Annotated in this window: 23 protein-coding genes and 1 tRNA gene; 9 read left to right on the top strand and 15 right to left on the bottom strand. The window is 41.0% G+C overall.

Annotated features, from left to right (window positions below; genetic code table 11):
* The first annotated feature begins 58 nt into the window (after window positions 1-58).
* Window positions 59-1,984, top strand: coding sequence for a 1,4-alpha-glucan branching protein GlgB (glgB, locus tag A8805_RS10955; RefSeq protein ID WP_109711083.1), 1,926 nt, complete (start codon window positions 59-61; stop codon window positions 1,982-1,984).
* Window positions 1,985-2,131: 147 nt separating this feature from the next.
* Here glgB and A8805_RS10950 read toward each other — a convergent pair whose 3' ends face one another.
* The 11 genes from A8805_RS10950 to A8805_RS10900 all read right to left on the bottom strand — a co-directional run bounded on the left by A8805_RS10950 (window position 2,132) and on the right by A8805_RS10900 (window position 13,143).
* Complete coding sequence (locus A8805_RS10950) at window positions 2,132-3,640, bottom strand: diguanylate cyclase (protein ID WP_109711020.1); 1,509 nt, start codon at window positions 3,638-3,640, stop codon at window positions 2,132-2,134.
* A gap of 107 nt (window positions 3,641-3,747) precedes the next feature.
* Window positions 3,748-4,473, bottom strand: a complete 726-nt coding sequence (locus A8805_RS10945; RefSeq protein WP_109711018.1) for a class I SAM-dependent methyltransferase — start codon at window positions 4,471-4,473, stop codon at window positions 3,748-3,750.
* A gap of 52 nt (window positions 4,474-4,525) precedes the next feature.
* Entirely contained in the window at window positions 4,526-5,152 is a 627-nt protein-coding gene (locus A8805_RS10940) for a V-type ATP synthase subunit D (RefSeq protein WP_109711016.1), read from the bottom strand.
* Between the two features lie 132 nt (window positions 5,153-5,284).
* Complete coding sequence (locus tag A8805_RS10935) at window positions 5,285-6,658, bottom strand: V-type ATP synthase subunit B (RefSeq protein ID WP_109711014.1); 1,374 nt, start codon at window positions 6,656-6,658, stop codon at window positions 5,285-5,287.
* 17 nt (window positions 6,659-6,675) lie between these two features.
* Window positions 6,676-8,442, bottom strand: a complete 1,767-nt coding sequence (locus A8805_RS10930; RefSeq protein ID WP_109711012.1) for a V-type ATP synthase subunit A — start codon at window positions 8,440-8,442, stop codon at window positions 6,676-6,678.
* Complete coding sequence (locus tag A8805_RS10925) at window positions 8,435-9,022, bottom strand: V-type ATP synthase subunit E (RefSeq protein WP_242992349.1); 588 nt, start codon at window positions 9,020-9,022, stop codon at window positions 8,435-8,437. Before A8805_RS10925 ends, A8805_RS10930 begins: the two co-directional genes overlap by 8 nt.
* A 63-nt stretch (window positions 9,023-9,085) precedes the next feature.
* Entirely contained in the window at window positions 9,086-9,394 is a 309-nt protein-coding gene (locus A8805_RS10920; RefSeq protein WP_109711010.1) for a V-type ATP synthase subunit F, read from the bottom strand.
* Between the two features lies 1 nt (window position 9,395).
* On the bottom strand, window positions 9,396-9,824 hold the full coding sequence (locus tag A8805_RS10915) for an ATP synthase subunit C (protein WP_109711008.1): 429 nt from the start codon (window positions 9,822-9,824) through the stop codon (window positions 9,396-9,398).
* A 14-nt stretch (window positions 9,825-9,838) separates the two neighbouring features.
* A complete protein-coding gene (locus A8805_RS10910) occupies window positions 9,839-11,785 on the bottom strand; it encodes a V-type ATP synthase subunit I (RefSeq protein ID WP_109711006.1) in 1,947 nt (648 codons plus the stop codon).
* Window positions 11,782-12,828, bottom strand: coding sequence for a V0D/AC39 family V-type ATPase subunit (locus A8805_RS10905; protein WP_109711004.1), 1,047 nt, complete (start codon window positions 12,826-12,828; stop codon window positions 11,782-11,784). The genes A8805_RS10910 and A8805_RS10905 overlap by 4 nt, the downstream gene beginning before the upstream one ends.
* Before the next feature lie 3 nt (window positions 12,829-12,831).
* Window positions 12,832-13,143 carry a hypothetical protein gene (locus A8805_RS10900; protein WP_109711002.1) on the bottom strand — a complete coding sequence of 104 codons (312 nt, stop codon included), beginning with the start codon at window positions 13,141-13,143 and terminating at the stop codon, window positions 12,832-12,834.
* 237 nt (window positions 13,144-13,380) lie between these two features.
* On the opposite strand from A8805_RS10900, the gene trmB reads away from it, so the two are divergent.
* The 7 genes from trmB (at window position 13,381) to A8805_RS10875 (ending at window position 16,412) form a co-directional block, all read left to right on the top strand.
* Entirely contained in the window at window positions 13,381-14,031 is a 651-nt protein-coding gene (gene trmB / locus A8805_RS10895) for a tRNA (guanosine(46)-N7)-methyltransferase TrmB (protein WP_109711000.1), read from the top strand.
* Between the two features lie 85 nt (window positions 14,032-14,116).
* Complete coding sequence (locus A8805_RS22120) at window positions 14,117-14,257, top strand: hypothetical protein (protein ID WP_181392802.1); 141 nt, start codon at window positions 14,117-14,119, stop codon at window positions 14,255-14,257.
* A 27-nt stretch (window positions 14,258-14,284) separates the two neighbouring features.
* A complete protein-coding gene (locus tag A8805_RS10890; RefSeq protein ID WP_109710998.1) occupies window positions 14,285-14,596 on the top strand; it encodes a thioredoxin family protein in 312 nt (103 codons plus the stop codon).
* Between the two features lie 213 nt (window positions 14,597-14,809).
* Window positions 14,810-14,882: transfer RNA gene (locus A8805_RS10885), tRNA-Lys, on the top strand.
* A 298-nt stretch (window positions 14,883-15,180) separates the two neighbouring features.
* A complete protein-coding gene (locus A8805_RS10880) occupies window positions 15,181-15,465 on the top strand; it encodes a hypothetical protein (protein WP_109710997.1) in 285 nt (94 codons plus the stop codon).
* Entirely contained in the window at window positions 15,458-15,595 is a 138-nt protein-coding gene (locus A8805_RS22115; RefSeq protein ID WP_181392801.1) for a hypothetical protein, read from the top strand. The genes A8805_RS10880 and A8805_RS22115 overlap by 8 nt, the downstream gene beginning before the upstream one ends.
* A 385-nt stretch (window positions 15,596-15,980) precedes the next feature.
* Entirely contained in the window at window positions 15,981-16,412 is a 432-nt protein-coding gene (locus A8805_RS10875) for a hypothetical protein (protein WP_109710995.1), read from the top strand.
* 155 nt (window positions 16,413-16,567) lie between these two features.
* Here the strand turns inward: A8805_RS10875 and A8805_RS22595 are convergent, their stop codons facing one another.
* Both A8805_RS22595 and A8805_RS22590 read right to left on the bottom strand, forming a co-directional pair.
* Window positions 16,568-17,029: an IS110 family transposase gene (locus tag A8805_RS22595; RefSeq protein WP_242992347.1), complete on the bottom strand. Its 462-nt coding sequence runs from the start codon at window positions 17,027-17,029 to the stop codon at window positions 16,568-16,570.
* Complete coding sequence (locus tag A8805_RS22590; protein ID WP_242992345.1) at window positions 17,013-17,549, bottom strand: IS110 family transposase; 537 nt, start codon at window positions 17,547-17,549, stop codon at window positions 17,013-17,015. Before A8805_RS22590 ends, A8805_RS22595 begins: the two co-directional genes overlap by 17 nt.
* Before the next feature lie 516 nt (window positions 17,550-18,065).
* Here A8805_RS22590 and A8805_RS10865 point away from each other — a divergent pair.
* Window positions 18,066-18,482: a hypothetical protein gene (locus A8805_RS10865; protein WP_109710993.1), complete on the top strand. Its 417-nt coding sequence runs from the start codon at window positions 18,066-18,068 to the stop codon at window positions 18,480-18,482.
* 399 nt (window positions 18,483-18,881) lie between these two features.
* Here the strand turns inward: A8805_RS10865 and A8805_RS22765 are convergent, their stop codons facing one another.
* Complete coding sequence (locus A8805_RS22765) at window positions 18,882-19,007, bottom strand: hypothetical protein (RefSeq protein ID WP_278321238.1); 126 nt, start codon at window positions 19,005-19,007, stop codon at window positions 18,882-18,884.
* Window positions 19,008-19,527: 520 nt separating this feature from the next.
* Window positions 19,528-19,680 (bottom strand): hypothetical protein, encoded by a 153-nt coding sequence (locus tag A8805_RS22340; protein ID WP_207657693.1) that lies wholly within the window; start codon window positions 19,678-19,680, stop codon window positions 19,528-19,530.
* Window positions 19,681-19,851: the final 171 nt, after the last annotated feature.

Genomic DNA, 19,851 nt, shown 5'->3' with positions numbered 1-19,851 from the left:
TTTTCCAGTCATTTCAAGTATAATTGTAAATATAAAATACGAGCTGCGAGGTGGGCTTATGGGAAAGAATAAAACCGTACAAAGGAAAGTAAAACCTTATGAAATCGGGGAATTGGATCAGTATCTGTTCGGCCATGGGACACATTATGAGATTTACAAAAAGCTTGGTGCCCACAAGGCAACGGTGAGAGGAAAGGAAGGTGTTTATTTTGCAGTCTGGGCTCCCAATGCAAGACGTGTAGCTGTTGTCGGTGATTTTAATGATTGGGACTTTGAAGAGAATTACATGGAGCGTCAGGGAGAAGGCGGAATTTATACCTGCTTTATTCCAGGAGTAAAGGAAGGAGATTTATATAAGTTCTGCATAGAGACAGCTCAGGGAAAGCGCACTTTTAAGGCAGATCCATTTGCTAATTACGCAGAACTGCGTCCGGGGACTGCTTCCAGGGTTACGGATATCCTGAATTTTACGTGGACGGATGACGTGTGGATGGAACGCAGGAAGGAATGGGACAGTAAGAAGAATCCTTTATCTATTTATGAGGTTCATATAGGCTCATGGATGAGGCATCCAGGCAGAGAGGATGAAGGCTTTTATACATACAGAGATTTTGCAAAAGCCATTGTGAAGTATGTTAAGGATATGGGCTATACTCATGTGGAGCTGATGGGGGTAGCCGAGCATCCATTTGATGGTTCCTGGGGATATCAGGTGACAGGATATTATGCACCTACATCCAGGTACGGGACACCGGAAGATTTTGCTTATATGATTAATTATCTCCACAAGAATAAGGTAGGAGTCATACTTGACTGGGTACCCGCCCATTTCCCGCGGGATGCACATGGACTTGCTCTTTTCGACGGTACGCCTGTATTTGAATATGCAGACCCTAGAAAGGGAGAGCACCCGGACTGGGGAACCAAAATTTTTGATTATGGAAAACCGGAGGTGCAGAATTTTCTGATAGCCAATGCGCTGTTTTGGATTGAACATTATCATGTGGATGGTCTGCGGGTTGATGCTGTGGCCTCTATGCTCTATCTTGATTACGGGAAACAGGATGGCCAGTGGGTTCCGAATAAATTTGGAGGAAATCAGAATCTGGAAGCTATTACGTTCTTCAAGCATCTGAATTCTGTAGTGCTGGGCAGGAATGCCGGAGCTATGATGATTGCAGAAGAATCTACTGCATGGCCCAAAGTTACGGGAGTACCGGAGGATGAAGGCCTGGGATTCAGCTTAAAATGGAACATGGGGTGGATGCATGATTTTATAGAATACATGAAATTAGATCCTTTGTTTCGAAAAAATGCACATTATCAGATGGCATTTTCTATGGACTATGCCTACAGTGAGAATTATATTTTGGTGTTGTCTCATGATGAAGTGGTACACTTAAAATGCTCCATGATTAATAAAATGCCCGGGGTGGGATTTGACAAGTTTGCGAATCTGAAGGTAGCCTATGCATTTATGATGGGACATCCTGGAAAGAAACTGCTATTTATGGGGCAGGAGTTTGCACAGCTTCGTGAATGGAGCGAGGAGAGAGAGCTGGACTGGTTCCTGCTGTTAGAAGAACCTCATCAGCAGATACAGAAGTTTTACCGGGATTTGCTCCGTCTGTACAAAAAGAATAAAGCGTTGTATGAGATAGATAACGCCCCGGAAGGCTTTGAGTGGATTAATAAGGATGATACATTTAGAAGTGTTTTCAGTTTTGTAAGACATTCAAAGGACAATAAAAAGAATCTTTTGTTTGTGTGTAATTTTACTCCTGTTGAACGCCCGGATTATAGAGTGGGGGTTCCAAGGAGAAAACAGTACAAACTGATTTTGAACAGTGATGATAAGGAATATGGAGGAACAGGGGAAGAGAGACCTGTTGTTTATAAGGCGGAGAAACAAGACTGCGACAACAGGGCATATTCCTTTGCTTATCCGCTGCCAGGATATGGGGTTGCGGTGTTTGAATTCTGATAAGGAAATTGGATGAAATACATAAGGCCGGAAAACAAAAGGGACCACGGTACGGTAAGTGCTGCGGTTCCTTTTTAGCATGAAATGAAAATTGAAATAATAGATAGTGGAACGGCATAACAGAAAGACCGGTGAGCTGCAATTTTATTAATCGGGGGATTCTCCGTACATCCAAGCCCGGTTACGTCCGCTGTTTTTAGCTTCGTACAATGCCGAATCCGCCTGGACCAACATATCTTCAAGTAAATGAACGCTTCTGGCAGGGGAATGTGCAATCCCAATACTAACTGTGATACATAACTTATTTTCCTGATAAGTAATAATTGTATTTTCAATGCTTTTACGGAGCTGTTCCACTTTATCAATTGCCTGCCTGACAGACATATCCTCCAGCAGGACCACAATTTCCTCACCGCCGTAACGCCCTGCGATGTCATTCGGGAAGAAATGGTCTTTCACTATGGAAGCGATGGTTTCCAGCACAATATCGCCGCAGGAGTGAGTATAGGTGTCATTCACTAATTTAAAATCATCTAAATCAATCATTAGTAAAGCATAGGAGAGGTTTTTTGCCTTATCAGAATTCAGCATAAAATCAGCAAGGTCAAAAAAGGTAGCCCTGTTGTAGATATGCATCAAAGGGTCAAAAGTTGCTTTTTCATACAGGTTTTTTAACTCATTTTCTTTATCAGTAATGTCATGGAGTACGATACAGACAGCGCTGATTTTATTATTTTGCAGAATAGGCGTTTGGGTTATTTTATAAAATTTTACCTTACCATCTATTTGAAGGCACAATTCACTTTTATACTCAAATTGCTTTACCTGCTCTATAGTCTCACCTGGAGGTAAGGTATTCAACTCAGGAAATAACTGTCTTGCTGCCAGGTTTGCATCCAAAAAGCTAAAATTTTTACCGCAGACAATAAAGGCATCTGCCATAGATTCAATTACCTGGGCCCGCGCCAGAGGTACCACGTTCAGCAGGTTTTGCGTCCGGACAGAGTATAAAAGCAGTGTCAGATAAACAGAAACCGCTAAGGGGTTTAAGTCAATCCGAAGGTGGTCATAGGAAAACGTATGGTAAATATTAACAAAAAGTGGAATCAGAACCGATACAAGCAGACAAAGGCTTTGGCGCTTTTGAAGCCGACTCCCCACTCTCAGGTGTTTTATAATAAGCCAGAGATTTAAAAAGGTAAGAAAAAGATTATAAACAATGGCTATATAATTTACCACACCTGGATACCCTTGACAGTTGGCAATCAAACCACTGTGAAAATATTCGATATCTGTGTAATGCAGCCGCACCAGCGGAAATGCCTGGGCAGTAAAGAGATTAAAAACGGGCAGCGCAAAGAGAAGGCAGTGTGTGCGCATACTGAACCGTTTTTTTCCATAAACATCCCGTACAAAAAGATAATGAAGGGGTACAATGAGCAGGGAGCCCATTTTTTGTACCCGAACCCCTATAAAGGCGGATTCCAGTGTAGGTGAAATGATTTCCAAAAGGTAGCCTAAGGTGTACAGAAATCCACAGAAGGAAGTGAAGATTAGAAAAAATGACCGCTCAGAATTGTGACTTGCAACGGAGTATATCAGCAGTATGACAGAGGCCACCGTTGAGAAAAGCATGAACCAAATAAATATATTCAATTTAATAACCTCCTCAATAAAGAAGCGGCCCCCCAGATTCTTGTAAATAGCCCTTGTTTCAAGGCTGCCCGGTATCGGGAAAAAGGGCTTCGAATGAATAAAAGCTCCTATTTTACGGCCTTAATTAATAGCATCATCGGGCGGCGCATTTCATCCGGCATACCTGGGATGTCCATCATGCCGGCGCTGGGAACTGCTTCTTCTACCGCTTCTAGATGGAAACCGGCATTTATTAGTCCCATCAGTATCTGTGACAGAGTATGATGTTGTTTTGTGACAGACTGTCCAAGAAAATGTGTGACCCGCTCGCCGGGATAGAAGTAGTTATCCACAGGCCAATATTGTGGTTTTCCGTCTGAATCGTAAATCCAGTCCTGATTTACACCTGCCGTGAAAACAGGATGTTCTATGTTGAGAAGAAAAACACCGTTTGCTTCCAACGTCCGGTATATATTTCTGAAAATTGCAGCGATGTCCGCAATGTAGTGAAGCACTAGATTGGAAATTACACAGTCATAGGATTCCATAGGATAATCATAGTCATCCACTCCACAGATCTGATATGTAATCTTGGGATCCACATTTTTTTCTCTTGCTGCATCGATCATTTTTTCACTTAGGTCGATGCCCAGCACCTGCTTTGCACCACATTTAACGGCGTATTTACAGTGCCAGCCGTAACCACACCCCAAATCAAGTACCCGTTTACCGCTTAAGTCCGGAAACAGGGGCCCGAGCTGATGCCATTCACCTGCGCCAGATAAGCCTTGCCGGCTTCTTGCCATTTTCGCATATTCATCAAAAAATTGTCTATTATCATAGATGTTGCTCATAAGTCACCTCGGTAAATTTAGAATTAACTGAATAACTGCTGCTTCCATTTTCTCAGGCCCCTCTTTTTTCCTTCATTCGTTTGATAACTTTCAGACGTGTAAATTCCTCTCTGTCTTTCTCCTCCAGTGCATTTGTAATATCATATACAAGCTGGGAATATTTCGGAATTGTAATGTTTTGCAGGGCGTTCGCACGCTTTTGCGTCTTTTTTACATTAGCGGCCAGGCGGTAGGCAGCATTTTCCACCATGGAAAGTTTCACAGTCAGGTCTTTTACTTTGCGGAAAGCCTGTACGGCAACATCTATAGATTCCCTCGTTGTATGAAAGGAATAGGTAGGAGTATTATTTCCAGGAGTATATTTCACATGAGGAATCTCAGTGCCCATAATGCTGCGGGTTTGTATTGTGATGGAGTTCTCGATAGGCATAGTATAAGCAAGCTGCGCTACCATACTAATACCATGTTCAATGTTCGCGCTCTGCAGGCAGCGGTAGGCATAAGTAAATGTGTTGTCTATCTCATTCTGGATATCGCGGGCCTCATCAATTAAATTCATCAGTTCCCGAATCAGGATATTTCTTTTTCGGTCCATCAGGTCATAGCCTTGCCTGGCAAGCGCAAGAGAATTCTTGGCAAGTATAAGATTTCCTTTGGTAGGGAAAGTACGCGGATCCATTCAGCTCCTCCTTTTCAAATACAGATTTCAGAATATTCTGAAAACGGGTTGCAAAGGGGACAGTCCCTTTTCAAAAGGGTCTGTCCCCTTTTGTGCGTCCCCTTTTGTGCATCCCATTTTATGCATCCCATTTTATGCATCATAGTATTTATCGAGTATTTTTGTATCTACGCGGTCGAGTTCTTCTTTGGGCAGCAGCCTGAGGAGTTCCCATCCCAGGTTTAATGTTTCTTCCATGCTGCGGTTTTCGTTTTTTCCCTGTCCGATATATTTTTCTTCGAAGGATCTTCCGAATTCCAGGTATTTTTTATCGATGGGAGAAAGCTCGTCTTCGCCAATAACGGATGCCAGGTTTCTGGCATCACCTACTTTTGCGTAGGCAGAGAAGAGCTGGTTTGCCAAATCCTGGTGATCTTCCCGGGTATAGCCTTCTCCGATGCCATCTTTCATGAGGCGGGAAAGGGAGGGGAGGATGTTGATTGGCGGGTAGATGGCCTGCCCGTGTAGTTCTCGTTCCAGCACAATTTGACCTTCGGTAATGTACCCCGTTAAATCGGGGATTGGGTGGGTGATATCATCGTTGGGCATGGTCAGGATTGGAAGCTGGGTCACGGAGCCGCCTGCACCGTGTACGATGCCTGCACGCTCGTATATGGCTGCAAGTTCACTGTATAAGTATCCGGGAAATCCTTTACGGCTGGGAATCTCTCCTTTGGATGAGGATACTTCACGCATGGCCTCGGCAAAGGATGTCATATCAGTGAGGATAACCAGGATATGCATGTTCTGGTCGAAGGCCAGGTATTCTGCCGCCGTGAGGGCTACTTTTGGCGTTATCAGGCGCTCCACTACCGGATCATTTGCCAGGTTCAGGAACATAGCCACATGGTCAGAAACTCCGTTTTCTTCAAATGTACGCCGGAAATAGTCTGCCACATCATGTTTGACGCCCATAGCCGCGAATACAATAGCAAATTGTTCTTCCGAATTTCCGCCCAGGGAAGCTTGCTTTACGATTTGAGCTGCCAGTTGATCATGGGGAAGCCCGTTCCCGGAAAAAATCGGAAGTTTTTGCCCCCGGATTAAGGTTGTCAGGCCGTCTATAGCGGAAATACCGGTGTTGATATAATTTCTGGGATATTCCCGCATAACCGGATTTAGAGGCAGACCATTTACGTCTCTTTTTAATGTGGAGGTAATCTGACCCAGGTCATCGATGGGATGCCCGATGCCATTGAAGGTCCGTCCCAGCATATCCGGTGAAAGGGCAATTTCCATAGGATGCCCGGTAAGGCGTGTATGGGTATTTTTCAGGGACATGTTTTCCGATCCCTCAAATACCTGTATTATTGCTTTGTCTTCATAAATCTCAACAATACGTCCGATTTTACGTTCTGTGCCGCCTACGACAAATTCTACCAGTTCGTTAAAGAAGGCATCCTGTACACCCTCCAATGCTACCAGAGGGCCATTAATACTACTGAGTCCCAAATATTCTATTGACATGAGCTTGTAATCCCTCCTTACGCATTCTTTTCCAGTACCCTCTGATAAAAGGCATCAATATCACGTCTGTACTGAGTAAACATCTCCAGCCTGTCATTGGGCACGTCGTATTTGATAGCAATGATTCGCTCAAAAATATTTTCTGATTTCAGTACGGACATGGGATGCCCCATTGTTACAAGAGCACGAGATTGTTTATAAAGATATAAAATAATGTCCATCATAAGAAATTGCTTTTCCATAGACACGCAGGTATCATCCTTGTGGAAGGCGTTTTGCTGTAGAAATCCAAGGCGGATGACCCGGGAAATTTCAAGTACCAGTTTTTGGTCATCAGGTAATACGTCACTTCCTATCAGCTTTACAATTTCTAACAGACTGCTTTCCTGATTTAGAAGTGCCATTAAGCGGTTCCTGTAATCTACAAATTTGGGAGAAACGTGGTCATGATACCAGAAAGCTAAATCTCCCAGGTATTCGCTGTAACTGGTCAGCCAGTGAATTGCCGGAAAGTGCCTTGCGTATGCCAGACTCTTGTCCAGCCCCCAAAAACAGCGGACAAAACGCTTGGTGTTTTGAGTGACAGGCTCGGAAAAGTCACCGCCCTGGGGAGATACTGCACCGATGATTGTAACAGAGCCTTCTGTATTGTTTAGATTGTGCATCATACCGGCCCTTTCGTAAAATGTGGAAAGCCGGGATGCAAGATATGCAGGAAAACCTTCTTCCGCAGGCATCTCTTCCAAACGCCCGGATAATTCCCGCAGCGCCTCTGCCCAGCGGGAGGTAGAATCCGCCATAATAGCCACATCATACCCCATATCCCGATAGTATTCAGCCAGTGTCAGACCGGTATAAATGCTGGCTTCCCGGGCAGCTACGGGCATATTGGATGTGTTGGCAATAAGAACGGTTCTATCCATAAGAGGATTTCCGGTTTTCGGGTCGGTCAGGCTTCCAAACTCCTCCAAAACCTGGGTCATCTCATTTCCGCGCTCCCCGCAGCCGATATAAATAATAATGTCCGAGTCGGACCATTTTGCAATCTGGTGCTGTGTCATCGTTTTTCCAGTTCCAAATCCCCCGGGAACAGCAGCAGTTCCGCCTTTTGCAATGGGAAACATAGTATCAATGATACGTTGTCCGGTAATCAGCGGAGTGGATGCAGAAAAACGCTGCCGGACCGGACGGGCTACCCGGATGGGCCAGTACTGTGTCATGGTCAGATTTCTCCGGGTGCCGTCGGAAAGCTCCAGTGTAATCAGAGTTTCGTCAATTGTGTACTCACCGTCTTCCACCGTATCTACAACGGTACCTTCTAAAAGAGGGGGGACCATGCATTTATGCACAATGGCATTAGTTTCCGGAACCTCTGCAATAATATCTCCTCCATTTAAATAATTCCCTTTTGATACGGTAATGTGAGTCTGCCATTTTTTTTCCCGGTTCAGGGAGTCGACACTGATACCCCGGGAAATAAATGCGCCGCTTGTCTCTGAAATTTTTTCCAGAGGACGTTCGATACCATCAAAAATGTTATTTAAAATACCAGGCGCAAGAGTTACCGAAACAGGGTTTCCTGTTGCAATAACTTCTTCGCCGGGATACAGTCCTGTTGTCTCTTCATAAACTTGTACTGTAGTTAAATCTTTATCCAGGGCAATGACTTCCCCTATAAGCTTTTCTTTTCCAACATGTACCATTTCAGACATTCGAAAGCCCGTGTTACCTTGTATATAAATGATGGGACCATTGATTCCATATATAGTTCCAGTATTAACCAATACAGCCACCTCCTAAAAGAAAGAACTTGTCGTATTCATTTCTAAGAGCTGTTTTAAAGGAATCATCTATTAAAACATTGCGGCTTCGTATAACAGTACGGATACCGCCTATAAAATCTTCTTCACTGACCGTGAGCTTTACTCCGGAAGCTTCCTCCAGTTTGGAAAGGAGTCCCTCATCGGAGGGATTGATGTAAATAACCATAGAATCTTCCCCGGCAAAGGCGGCCGCTTTACGAATGCATTTTGTAAGGTAGTCGGTGTATGCTTCTGTTTTCATAAAATCCTGTACTAAAGCAGCGGCTTCTTCAAAGACCTTGTCCTTTAAATCCTGCCGGACCTTCCATTGTATCCGCTTTAATTCAAGTTGGGAACGGGCATGTGCCTGATTTAATTGCTGTCTGGCACTGACCATTTCAGCTTTAATCCGGGTTTCAGACTGACGCAGAGCTTCTTCCTTATGATCTTCTAATACCTTTTGTAATGCCTCACGGTAGTTGTCAATGATGGCGTTCCCTTCGGCTCTCGCCTCTTTCATAGAGGTGGTCCGCAGGCGTGCAATTTTTTCTTCCAGAGTCAAGAGGGGTACCTCCTTTTATATTTTTCGCCGTAACTGTTCAGAACCATGAATAGTTACTTTTCTCTACAGTTTTAACCCTATGGCTTCCGTAATATAAGATGTGATAAAGTCTTTTTTACGTCCGGTTCCGTGTCTGTCAGGAATCTCAATAAGAAGGGGCATTTTTCGCTCCAGGCGGAATTCATTGATAACATCAGGAAATTCCTGTCCAAATTTTTCTGTGAGGAGAACAATGCCTATGCTTTTGTCCTGCATGACTTTCTGAAGGGCTTCATGAAGCTCTTCCCGCTCATGAACCACAATACCGTCTATCCCTGCAAGACGCATTCCTGTGTAAGTGTCAACATTATCACTGATTAAATACATTTTCATATTATAGCTTTCCTAAGATCATGAAGGAGATGATTAATCCATACAGGCAAACCCCTTCTGCAAGACCTACGAAAATGAGGGACTTACCAAGTACGCTGGAATCCTCAGTGAGGGCTCCCAGAGCAGCACTGGAAGCACTTGCCACGGCAATACCTCCGCCGATACAGGATAAACCGGTAACCAGAGCGGCAGCGAGATAACCAAGTCCTGTTGCAGTAGAAGCGGCAGCGGCAGCGTCGGCTGCCTGTACTTCACCGCCCAGCATCATAATAGATGCAATAACGAGAGAACTGAAGAAGAAAAATACATTTACACCAATGGTTTTTTTGTAACGCTTTTTATTCTTCTCTCCAATTAAATAGTATCCAAATGGAATGATAATGCTTAAAATTAAAGCTGCAATAAAAATACTTTTTGTTGCTAAAGTCATAATTAAAGTCCTCCCTACTTTCTCATTGCTTTTTTCGTTTTCTTAGTATATGGCTCAAAAGCTCTGCCTCCTCCTTTGTAAAAGCGGCTGAACATCTCATAATATTCCAGACGCAGAACTTGGATTCCCACAATCAGCCCTTCAAACCCGCATACGAACAGATTACCAAATATGACGCCGGCCCAGTTCGGAGAGCCGCTTTCTGCACCTGACAGAAGCAGTACCACTTCCATAATGGCAGTATGGCTGACGGCAAAAGCGCCAATACGAACGAAAGAAAGAGTGTTGGAAAAGTAACTTAAAAGTGTCTCAAACAATTCAAAAAAACCTTGTATGAGAAACATGCCAGCACTTCCCTCCATTGTATCTGCACGTTTCTGGATTTTCCTTGTGATTGGCTTTTTAAATAAAATAAATAAAAGTGGTACACCAAACATAACAGCCATTACAATCCCTCCTGGAAGTTTATGGCCGGTCATGAATAACACAATGGTAACTACGGCAGAAAGATAAAATATGAATCCGGCAATTCCATTGGAATCGAACCAGATGTTTTCTGTATCCCGTGCCCGGATGGCATTGATAATATGCAGGAGCATTGCAATCAGAATGATACCCATACCAAAAGCTACCGATACAATGAAAACGGTATTTAATTTTCCGATAAACGGCAGCATGGTCATGTTTTCAATAGGTCTTAGCCACAATGGGGGAATGACATTTTCAAATCCAAACACACTGCCAAACATAAACCCAAAAATCATAGAAAAAATACCGGTTGTTGCGATAATTCCTGCCAGAGGAATTTTCTTAAAGCAATAGATTAATCCCCCGCCGATAAGAAGTAAGAGTCCTTGCCCCACATCTCCAAACATAACTCCAAATATGAAGGAATAAGTCAGCCCCACAAATATGGTGGGATCCATCTCATTATGAGAGGGCAGGCCATACATCTGGATAAACATTTCAAAGGGTTTAAAAATCCCAGGATTCTTTAATTTTGTGGGAGGTTCGCTAAAATAAGTATTAGGGATATCCTCTACTACTACAAAGACTTTGTCATCGTCTTCTACTTCCAGTAAAAACATCTCGATATCCTTTTCTGACATCCAGCCACACAAAATATAATAATCTTCCTTTTGGTTTTCAACCCTAGCGGCCATTTTACGGACATCAAAGTTATTGGCAAGCTCTTCCAGCCGGTTTCTTGCAGCAATAAGCTGAGGGGCATGTGTAAGGAGCATTTCTCCGGCAGCTTTATCCAGTTCTTCAACTTCCTGAGTCACATTGTAAATCTCCCGGACCAGCCTGTGATACTCTTCAGCAGGAGTCTTGCGAAATTCGTCAGATAGCTTTATTGTTTCAAAATGAAGGGAACGGAACACCGCATCTACCTTCTGGGATTCTCCCGGAGACACGAAATATGCTCCGTACACATAGCTTTCATCCCGCTCTCCCTCTACAAAAATAGCGCTGAGGCCATCCATCAGGTACTTGTTCATCTTGTTGTAATATTCTACCGCAATCCGTCCAAACCGGTATGCGATATACTTATAGTTCAAGACTTGTCCTAACTCACAGTCGATGGGACGGAAGGGAGAAATAGTCTGCTGTTTTTTTCTCAGACTGTCAATTTTCTTCTTGTGTTCCTCTTTCTTTTCCTGTAATTCCATGTAGCTTTCATTTGCTTTTCGTATAACTTCAAACATATCATTCAAGCCAAGGGAATCATCAGGTATAATATTTTCTGGATTTTGCAAATAGTCTACAAATAGTATAGCCTTATTTAAAGCATCCCGATACGGATTTATTTCTACGAAAGGTCTCAGATCATCAATTGTCTTTAGTTCGGAGAGGGCTGACTCCAACTGAATTTCATAGCGAGACAGGTAGAGATCTGTTACCCGGTCTATATCGTTCCGAGGGCCGGAGATGTTAATGAATTTCATTTTAACAATCATTGCGTTATACCTCCAACGTACGCTAACGTTTCGCTGGGTGTAAGACTGTAACGGATACATTCTATAGCGGTCGTCAGCTTTCTGAGCTCTTCTTCTTTCAGGAATAAATAGGTGTTAATTGTGGCAATGGAATAGGGGTTGCGCCTTCTGTCTATGGTATAAAGGTGATGCAGGCAGTTTGTATACATCTGTTCAATTGTCAGATTTTGCTCAAAATCATAGTGACGTGAATAGGATGTTTTCTGCATGGACAAATAAAATTCTTCTATATTAGATGATTCTACAAGCTCCTTAATTAAAGTCGTAGAAATCTTGTAGTGTATGGGAATAAGAAGAGAATAAATGTCTGCCGGCGCCATATCATAGTACTTTTTCGCCCGGTATATCCATTGCAGGTTCAGCAAATCGATCTCCGAACCGCAGTCACGGGTAAAAATTTCTAATTCCTTCTTTTTCAGCATCTTTTTCCTGCTTTTCCATATAGAAGAAAAATAATACAAATCCAGAGCCAGGTCGTAATCAAATAGGGTGACCGGGTGGCTGTCCTTAAGCTTCTTCAATGGTGAGTAGTATTCTGTACCTTTCAGGTTTTCAACAAGTTCATCCGTTGTTTTTGATGTAATAAGCTTCTCAATGGAAATGTTGGAATACTTGTCAAAAAAGGGTCTTTTATAGTCTAAATCAAAGGGTTGGTCATAATGATTAATCACAATACGAAAACAATAATTGATTAAATCAATTTCATAGCGCTTCATATAAACCTTTAAAAATTTGCGCTGTTCCAGATTGCAAAAGGCAAAAATTTTCTGATAATCCTGATATAAGGATTGAATTAAAATCTTTTCGATATCGCCGCGGTGAAGCCTTGTTTCGTCAATTGCCTCTAAAACATCAGCATAGGAAGAGTGCTCCTTCAGATAGGTAAACACTTCTGGTACACTGTGAAGACCTGCAATCTCCTCAAACTGCTCCACTTTTAAAAGCCGGGCTTCCATAGCGCGGATTTTAGTCACAATTCCACTGTAAACAAGCAGATTTCCCATAGGCTACACCTCTGTAATCCGTTTTAAGATTTCCCGGGCATAATCCGTATGTTTTTCATTATATTCCTTCTGTAGAGCTGTGATAAAATCATTGTTCGTTCCGGCCTGACTTGCAATAAGTTTTGCCTTGCTGCGTTCTAATTCATCCCGTATTTTTGCAATTCTGTCCTGTGTTTTTGCTTCCAGTTTTTTATCAAACTTGCGGCGTGCCTCCTGGTACTCCTCATCCAGGGCCGCTTTCTGCGCTTCTGCATGGTCCACAATGGCAGCGGCAGCAGATTCTATTTCTGATAACCTCTTCACAATAGAGTCCATAGTAAGCCTCCCGTAGTTTGTTATTAGTAGTTGTTTTAATCATACACCATTTCGGAAAAAAAGCAAGGTGAGTACAGGGCGTTATTTCGACCGGTTTAGACCAGAATCATTTTCATAATAAAAAATTTCTTAAAAATATTTTGTTTTTTCACAGGAAGAGGATTGATTTTTGGCTAATCTGTATTATACTTACCATAAAACATAATTTGGGGAGAGAAATAAAAAGGAGTAATAAATATGAGATTGAGAAATATTCCACGTGCAGAGGGGACAATCCAGACCCACCCTGCAGTGATTAAAAGGCCTGAGGCCCAAAGAGGGTGCTGGAGACAGGTGTTTAGTAATAAAAATCCTATACACATTGAGATTGGTATGGGAAAGGGCGGCTTCATATTAAACATGGCTCTTATGCATCCGGATATTAATTATATAGGAATAGAAAGGTATTCCAGTGTCTTGCTGCGGGCTGTGGAAAAATTTGATACGGAAGAGTTCAAGGAATTGAAAAATGTACGTTTTGTCTGTATGGATGCTCAAAATATCGGGGATGTCTTTTCACATAATGAAGTAGAACGGATTCACCTGAATTTTTCGGACCCGTGGCCTAAGGCACGTCATGCAAAGAGGCGGCTGACTTCCAAGGAATTTCTGGCGCGCTATGAGGAAATTCTGGAGCCCTGCGGGCAGATTGAATTTAAAACAGATAATACAGAGCTGTTTAATTTTTCTCTGGGGCAGGCGAAGGAGGCAGGATGGACAATCAGCAAATACACGTATGACCTGCATCATCATGAAACGCTTAACAGAGGCAACGTGAGGACAGAATATGAGGAGAAATTTTCTTCAAAGGGAAATCCCATTAATAAGATGATTGCGGTTCGAAAATAGAGGAGTCACATTTTTTCATATCTATCATAATATAACTATGAGTAGATGAAGCCTGGTACAGCGTCTCAGGCGGATAGGGGTATGGATGAGAAGAAGAAGCTGGAAAGATTATGTCTGCCGTAAGATGTACTGCAGGCCGGACTTGAACCGCAAGATAATGTGCCTGAAACGTTCTTTTGTAGAAGTGTGTGAAATTTTGAATAATGGGAGCCGCTGTGGCAAATAGAGTTTAAGAAGAAATGTGGTGTTTGCTATGAAAATCAAAGTGACTGCGAAAAGTTATCCACAGGAGGTTCTGAAATCGAAAACGCCCGTATTGGTTGAATTTTATGCCGTATGGTGCAGGAAGTGTGCTATGATGGAGAGTATCCTGGATGAGCTTGCTGACGAGTATGACGGCAGGGTTAAGGTATGCCAAATTAATATTGACGATAATAAAGCTCTGGCAGCAGAAATTGGTATTGGGGTAGTCCCCACATTTGTCGTTTTCAAATGGGGAAAACCGGTAGCTGCGGCTAGTGGAATTCTGAGTAAGAATGTATTAGTGGATATGATTAAGACATAGATATATAAAGGGAACTGTCTTGATAAAAGGCAGTTCCCTTTTTTGAAAAATCTTTCCCAGAAGGAGCTCCGAAGTTATTTGTTTTTAAAATGTTTATAAAAGTAAAAAATTGTTAAAAAATTTGTAAAAAAACGCTTGCAATTTTCGGTTGTATGATTTATAGTATTACTTGCGTTACTTATTAAAGACAACGCTAATTGAATAAAAACGTATGCGCGATTAGCTCAGTTGGTAGAGCACCTGACTCTTAATCAGGGTGTCTGGGGTTCGAACCCCCAATCGCGTACTCAAGGCACTGTTTTTGACGAGTTGGAGCGTCGGGGACGGTGTTTTTTTGTGCTTAAAAATCCTTGAAAATACTGGGGTTTGAGAGAGTGAAAAGAAAATCTGAAAAAAGCCATGTCGGAAAAGGATTTCGTATTGGGAAGAATGGGAGGGGAAAGTTTGCCGCGAAAATGGTCGCGAGTTGGTCGCGGGCAAAATAAATAATCCATTTTTTACTAAATTAGAATTTAGTTCAACTAACTTTTGACGGAAATGAATAAAAACGTTAAGGGTCGATACAGAAAGGCGGTGAAATGTAAATGTATGATTTGAAAGATTTAGCAACGGCTTTCGGATTGAATATAAAAGACATGGCTAATGTAATGGGATATACCAGACAGGGACTGTACACGGCAATGAATACCGGTGAAGTACAACGTGTCAGAATGCATGTTGCTCTGCATCACTTAAAAGAGATAAGTCAGTCGCAATATGAGGACGAATTGGAACGGGCGGAAGCATTAAAAAATATCCGTAATCAGGGAATTGCAGAGATGGAAAATAAATTTGGTCTTTGTCAGGGGGAGGATGGATTGCATGAATGATGTAAGAAGATTATTGCAAAATCGTGTAAGAGGTGCCTTGGAACAGATTGAACGAGAAGGCGTAGGGAATATAGATGTTGAAGATTATATCGGATTTCGATACTGCATTGATGGGAGATTTTTTACATAGCGGTAAAAGAAATAGGCATAAAGGACGAAGAACAGTAACCTGAAATTCAGCTAGCTTTGCATTGAAGAGGCTATAATACGTGTCCATAAATGGATAACAAAAGGAGCAACCCCTTCAATGCTATACAAAAGAAAATTATGCACTTGAGGGTGTGGTGTCATATCACGATGCAAGGTGAAATAACCCCTCAAATGCAGCTTAGAATATAACATGGTAGCTGCTATGCTTCAATGAAAAAGACATAAAATGCAGAATAGATGTACTCAATTATATTAGAATTTAGTTAACCTATTATACATTGACAACTTAATATTGATAGTTAGTAGAATTTATTATATTGTATAGTTATAAATTCGAACAGTTTGGTATTCGAGGGGGAACGTTTATGAAGAAAAAAAAGATAATAGTTCTTGTATTAATAGTAATTATTTTTATTGTAGTGAGAATTATTATAAAAGACCATCAAGATCACCCGGAATATAAGTACTATAGAAATAAATCAGAAGTGGAAGCTGCCGTTCAAACTATATTAGAAACCGGAGAAACAGATGGAATCCAAATTCCTGGTATTTCTGAAATTAGATACAGATACAAAGAAAACCATCCTGTTATTGCTTTTCAAACTTTTGAGTTTGGACTTGCACCTTCTTCAAAAGAGTTTGGTTTTTATTATTCTGTGGATTCAGTTCCGGTGGGATACAAGGGTAACACTAATCCTTTAATAAAATACGGAGATTATTGGCGATGGATTGGAAGCGGTCAGGGAGAAACCAAACATATAGAGGGAAAATGGTATACATATAAGTATCGTAATTAACAATTAGTCAAATAAGGACTACTAACTATGAAATATTAAGTTAGTAGTTTTTTATTGCAACTAAACTAAACCCTGCTAATAAAAGTCAAGTAGTTTTTTGAAAATTGATAAGTAAAAAAGGGCGCACTTAATAAAGCTATACGAGTCAGACAGAATTATTGATTATAAACCTCCATTACTTGTGCGTAATGGATGAGTAGGAATTTATTAACCCCTGCCATTTTAGCAACATTTTTAGGCTTTCCTTCAGATTCTTTTTTGAGTATGTATTGGTAAACAGGGTCATCGGTCATCTGGTGCATTTTGAGACATTGTGTAACTTCATAACAAGCCTTTCGAAGTATAGCAGAGCCTCTTTTGGAAATATGTCTACTTTGACTCTCATATAAACCGGACTGGAATGGAGGCGCATCATTTCCGGCAAAGGCGTTGAGCGCACGAGCATTTGTAAAACGACGTACATCTCCAATCTCACCAATGAGAATAGGTGCAAGTTTAAAACCTACACCACCCATTGAAAGAACAGTGTCATATTCGGGGAGTGTACAAGCAATGGACTGCATCTGATGCATAATGGCATTACTGGAAAGCTCTGTCTGTTTAAGTAAATCGATCATCTGGATCAGCGGTACGTGAGTTAATAATAGTTTGTATTCCTGGCATGATGTTATCAAGAAGATTGTAAAGCTGCACACGGGCTTTAACACGCATGGAAACACATTGTCCGTATTGTCTTGAAAGATATTTTAGGTCATCATATTTTTGGTCAGTAATATTGTATGGAACAATAGAGTAGTGTTTTTCTAAGACATACCAGGCAATACGCATAGCATCCTTTTTATCTGTTTTACCTTTACGAATATCATTTTCAGAATATTTTTTAATAATGTAAGGGTTTACGACAGATACAAATAAATTAGATTCAAGAAATATTTTTAGAATGGGCTTATGGTAGTGCCCAGTAGCTTCCATGACAATTTTAACATCATCGTGGAAACTAAGTAAGGTAGAAACAAGTTGATTAAGGGTTGGCTGGTCATGATGGAAGTCAGTTGGTTTCATCCTGATTTCACCATCAGAGCTGATAACAGCAACTGTGCTTTTGTGCTTTGATACATCGACACCTACAGCAATCATAGTATTCCTCCTTTGTGGGTTATTGTGATTGGTTCCAACTTCTCTAGTATCTTTTCACGTTCGTTAGTTACACGGGAGCTACGTCCCAACCTGCTAAATCGAATGCATGATAATGAGAGCTGGCTGACAGGTTTAGATTTCGGGCGTGGTGTCCCAACTGAAATTGCGTCAGCCAATCAAACTCATCATAACAAAAAAATAAGAATAGAGGTGTTAATCTCTACTCTTATATAGTACGAACTGAAATTTATTAAATATAACGCATTGTAAAATCTTCGTTTCATATTACATTGAAGGGGACTCAGATTTATCTGGGGATAAAGAAGAAAGCCCTTCTTCAATGTAATAGAAAGAGAACTATACATTTGATGATTACAGTGGTGCCTATATCATCAAATGTAACTTTAAAATATCATATTAACCGACAAGTTTTAACAGAAAAGATATGAAATGCAGTTTACATGTATCCGATTTAGCTGCTGAAAGGCTTGAACATCGGCATTCCCGCCGATAATTTTGAAATTTAACGATTTTGGCAGAAATACATATATTATATTAAAAATGTATGAATGGTCAATTATGGTAACTCAAAATTATTCAATTTCATTTTTTGGACTTGATCCCCAATATTATACAAATGCTATCATTGGAGATATTTGGAATACAGCAGCAGTGAAAGTTTATCAGGAAACCGGTATTAGCATTATAGGGGAGGTACATGAAAGATATTTAGTTAATCCAGATGTTGGAGAACTCAATGGCAGCATTATTTTTATGATTGAAAGCAAAAGAGTTCCTGATGAAACAGTATCTGATGTAGATTACTGGAATGCTTATACAATAGTTGTTGAAGAGGCTAGAGGTATGTTGGGAAATCCCAGCATGAGTATAACAGTAGAGACAGTTAATCTCACTTATTTTGAAAAAATTTAAAATGAGTCGAGTGGTGGAGAGCACCACTCAATCAAAAAATGTACAAGCAATATAAAAGCGTTCGGCTGCTGAGCCGGGGAAAGAGGTAGATATGAATTAGTATATGTAACCGTTGGGTTGCATTTTAAAGTAAAAGACAGCTATATGTATGGCGGAGAGGGAACTGTAGGATATGCAGCAATGAATCTGGGAGCTGGGAGGAGTAAATCCCAGTAAAATAACTGACGAGCTTATAGATAAAAAAAGACAGGATTTTGCAGACTCATTTAAGGTTCCAGTTGATTCGATAAGATTAATTTCAAAGGAAGAATATGACCGTGAAACCGAAGATGATGGGGTGTTTGATACTTATACACAAGAGTGGTAAACTGCATTTTTGTGTGGGAGAAAACAGAGGGGCTACTTTTTAGCCCACTCTATTAGTTTCTTCCAGGGATCACCACAATCGCAACCCATAATCCAGCAGAATACAATGTAATACAGGACGCTTAGCATGATTGCCGCAATATATCTTACACATTTCATAATGCTTACCTCCTGATTTTATTATATTGCTATTCGTTATAAAAATACAACGAAAAAATAGAATATTCGGATGAGCGTTTCTTTTATCTTTGGTGGATGAAGAAAAACCCGTTTTCTCGTTTTCACGTTTCTAAATAATAAGAAAATAATAAAAAAGGCGAGACTATAGTAATAACCTTTTTTACAAATCTGTTAGTCTTTTTGTCTCTTAATCAGGGTGTCCGGGGTTCGAACCCCCGATCGCGTACTCAAGGCACTGCTTTTGACGAGTTGGAGCGTCGGGGACGGTGTTTTTTTGTGCAACCCAGTGAATACAAGGGTTCCTGCTGTTTTCTATGTGAATGATTTGAAAAAATATAAGTGTAACCTTATTGTTTTTGGGATATAAGTGTGACCGTTTTTTGGTTACAGTTGGTTACACTTTTGCATTTAGCCAAAGGATAAGGCTTGTTCTATTTTGTTTTGTTTCTCATCCTGGGTACTTCTATCAAAGCAGTAGTTGCCAAAAGTAGTTCTTTCATCAGCATGACCAACCATTTACCGAACAGTTGGCTTTCTTCTTTACCTTACGAAAAAGGCGTTTCCCATCAACTTTTACCAGTGAAAAAGGATTCATTTCAATAATACCTAAATCAATAGCATAGTCTAAACCTTGGCGCATGATAACAGCCATATTATAATAAGCGTTCTTGTAATCAACAATACGAGCAATTTCCCAATGTGTTTGTAGTAGGAGTCTCAATGATTTTCGTATTGTATACAAAACAATTGTTTGCTTTGCTCACGAAATTCACCTCATATCCTATTTGATTATGTGCTTGGTTTTACTCCGATTTTCGGAAGA

It is taken from the genome of Faecalicatena contorta (genome assembly GCF_003149105.1).
Classification (GTDB): domain Bacteria; phylum Bacillota; class Clostridia; order Lachnospirales; family Lachnospiraceae; genus Muricomes; species Muricomes contortus_C.
The sequence above is the reverse complement of the archived record's forward strand: the minus strand, read 5'-3'. Positions and strand labels throughout refer to the sequence as shown.